Here is a 2,976-nt window from a genome sequence, read left to right as displayed (position 1 = left end):
ATCTAGCAATACCACTTCCTCGGTTTCATTACTTACCTTCTGCATATTGACCCAGAGTTTGTTGATCGCCGTTTCGGAGTTAGCGGTCTTTCTTAATGAATTCAACGTTAACCTGCGGGTGATGGTGTAAAGAAATGGTGCAACAGGATAACTTTCATCCAATTTAGCCCGGTTCAGCCAGAAGCTCAGGAAGGCTTCCTGAACCACTTCCTGACACTGCTCTTTATTCTTCAGAAACCGGAAGCTGAAGTTATAGAGCCTGGCAGAATACTTATCAAAAACAATGCGAAATGCAGCCTCTTCCCCATCCCGGATCTTCGAGATAAGTTCAGAATCGCAAATTTCATTTTTTTGCATTGGAAGAGAATTTTAGGATAGCTAAACAGGGTATCGTAAATATTAGAAAAATTTATGAAAAAGACTAATTAATTTAACATTGGCGTAACCCTCAAATTTTATGGCCAGGCGCAAGCTGTACGAACACAAAAGTTCCTGATCAGGCGTGATCGAAGCCCATATTGTGATCGATGCAGCTAATAAAGGTAATCAATATGCGACAAATATCCTCTGGGGGTAGTGGGCAGGACCTCGGCAAAGCCGTATCAACACTTCGCTATCTCTTAGTAAGGCGAGTTAATGAAAAAAGCCCGGCGTTGTTGACCGGGCTTCTGGTAATCGGTAATCAGTGATCAGTAATCAGACTTCGGTTCTAGATCAGTTCATTCTTCTTCAAATACTCAGCGATCTGCACCGCATTTGTTGCAGCTCCCTTGCGGAGATTATCAGCAACGATCCAAAGGTTCAGTGTTTTCTCAAGCGACTCATCCCTTCTGATCCGGCCTACAAACACCTCATCTTTCTCATGGGCGTCCATTGGCATGGGATATTTCAGGTTAGCCGGATCATCAACTACTATAATACCTTCTTCTTTTTCAAGAATCGCACGAACCTCAGCAAGATCAAAATCATTCTCGAATTCAATATTCACCGATTCAGAGTGGCCGCCCATTACCGGGATGCGGACAGTTGTTGCCGTAACGCGGATGGAATCATCGCCCATGATCTTTTTAGTTTCAAGGATCATTTTCATTTCTTCCTTGGTGTAGCCATTGTCGGTGAACACATCGATCTGCGGAATTACATTCAGATCGATCGGATAGGCATAAGCCATCTCACCGGTGATCCCCTTCCGCTCATTCATCATCTGGTCAACGGCTTTTACACCGGTACCTGTAACTGACTGATAGGTTGAAACCACAACCCGTTTAATTTTATATTTATCATGGAGCGGCTTTAAAACCACTACCATTTGTATGGTTGAACAATTTGGATTGGCAATGATCTTGTCGTTAGACGTAAGTACATGTGCATTCACTTCCGGTACTACCAGCTTCTTATCCGGATCCATTCTCCATGCCGAAGAATTATCGATAACCGTGGTACCCACTGCTGCAAAACGCGGCGCATCCGCCAGGGAGGTGCTTCCGCCTGCTGAAAATAAAGCCACATCCGGCTTCATGGCAACGGCATCATCCATCGTCACCACAGTGTACTTCTTTCCCTTGAATTCAATCTGTTTACCCGCGCTCTTTGCAGAAGCTACGGGGATCAATTCACTAACGGGGAAATTGCGCTCTGCTAAAACTTTTAACATCACCGAACCTACAAGGCCGGTAGCGCCTACTACTGCGACTTTCATTTTTGAATTGGGTTTAAAATTGTTAATAATGTTTAATTGGGGCAAAGATGGGGAAAATTTGGGGGTTTAGGGGGTAAATGATTGAGATAAAGGGTTTGAGGGATCAATTTACAGGTTTTTTTGCCCCAAACACAAGGGATACTGCCTTAAACTCATTGCCTCTGAAAGTAACTAGGCCGTTGTAGACTTTTACGTTTCATTCCAATCAATATGAAACAAGTACTAATTATTTTCCTCATTTTCTCAACTACCGTTTTGCGAGCGCAACTTAATGAGGACTTCAGCGATGGGAACTTTACAACTAACCCCGTTTGGACTGGCAGCAATAATGCCGTGGATTTCATGGTAATCGATAACAAACTGAGATCAAACTCAAACGCAGCAAATTCTAGTTTCTTCCTGAGTACACAAAGTACATTAGCGAGCAATGCCCAGTGGGAGTTTTGGGTAAATCTGCAATTCAGTACTTCAGGCTCAAACTACATCGATGTCTATGTGATATCCGATAAGGCAGACCTCAAGGCTCCTCTTATAAATGGCTATTTCGTTCGGATAGGGAATACTGACGATGAGATAAGCCTTTACAAACGTTCCGGAACAACAGGAAGCAGCGTAAAAATAATCGATGGAGCGAATGGCTCTGTTGGTTTATCAAACAACACAATTAAGATTAGGTTAAAACGTGATATGGTCGGTAACTTTACGCTGGAACGGGAGATTGTATCGAGTAGTTCATCTTATGTTCCAGAAGGAAATGTTGTAGACGTGTCTCATATTACCTCGTCTCATTTTGGCATTCTTGTGCAGCAATCTACTGCATCATTCTTTCTTAAACACTTTATTGATGATATTAAGATCGCCTCGATAGTAACTGACACATCACCTCCAGTTGTAAGCTCTGTTTCAAACATAGATTCTAATACTCTTGAGATTACTTTCAATGAAGCTATCGATAGTTTAAGTGCAAAAACTGCATCAAATTATGTACTTAATAATAATCCGGGGTCAGTTAGCCAGATCCAAACAACAAATGATCCTGCCAAATTTAGATTGAGGCTGATCAATGCTTTAACCAGCGGAACATATTTAGTTTCAGTCACAAATGTTAAAGACAGAAATGGAAATCTAATAGGTCCAAATAATAGTGGCTCCTTTACCTACATTAAGCCTTTCGTTGCGAAATTTGGGGACGTTGTCATCAATGAAATATTTGCCGACCCTACACCACAAATTGATCTCCCGTCGGTTGAATTTGTCGAGCTTCGTAATAATACCAA

3 protein-coding genes are annotated in these 2,976 nt (G+C 42.1%); 1 reads left to right on the top strand and 2 read right to left on the bottom strand.

Annotation, left to right across the window (positions count from 1 at the left end):
- Positions 1–357: sigma factor (locus tag WKF69_RS14040; protein WP_340382705.1), on the bottom strand; the 357-nt coding region annotated here is incomplete at its 3' end.
- Between the two features lie 352 nt (positions 358–709).
- Complete coding sequence (locus WKF69_RS14035) at positions 710–1,699, bottom strand: aspartate-semialdehyde dehydrogenase (RefSeq protein WP_340382704.1); 990 nt, start codon at positions 1,697–1,699, stop codon at positions 710–712.
- Positions 1,700–1,909: 210 nt separating this feature from the next.
- On the opposite strand from WKF69_RS14035, the gene WKF69_RS14030 reads away from it, so the two are divergent.
- Positions 1,910–2,976 (top strand): Ig-like domain-containing protein (locus tag WKF69_RS14030; RefSeq protein WP_340382703.1); only part of this gene is annotated, 1,067 nt, incomplete at its 3' end.

The sequence above is a fragment of the Daejeonella sp. genome, from assembly GCF_037719425.1.
GTDB lineage: Bacteria > Bacteroidota > Bacteroidia > Sphingobacteriales > Sphingobacteriaceae > Daejeonella.
The sequence above is the reverse complement of the archived record's forward strand: the minus strand, read 5'-3'. Positions and strand labels throughout refer to the sequence as shown.

Coding starts and splice junctions, on each gene's coding strand:
- WKF69_RS14035 (WP_340382704.1), bottom strand. CDS start 1,699: ATGAAAGTCGCAGTAGTAGGCGCTACCGGCCTTGTAGGTTCGGTGATG.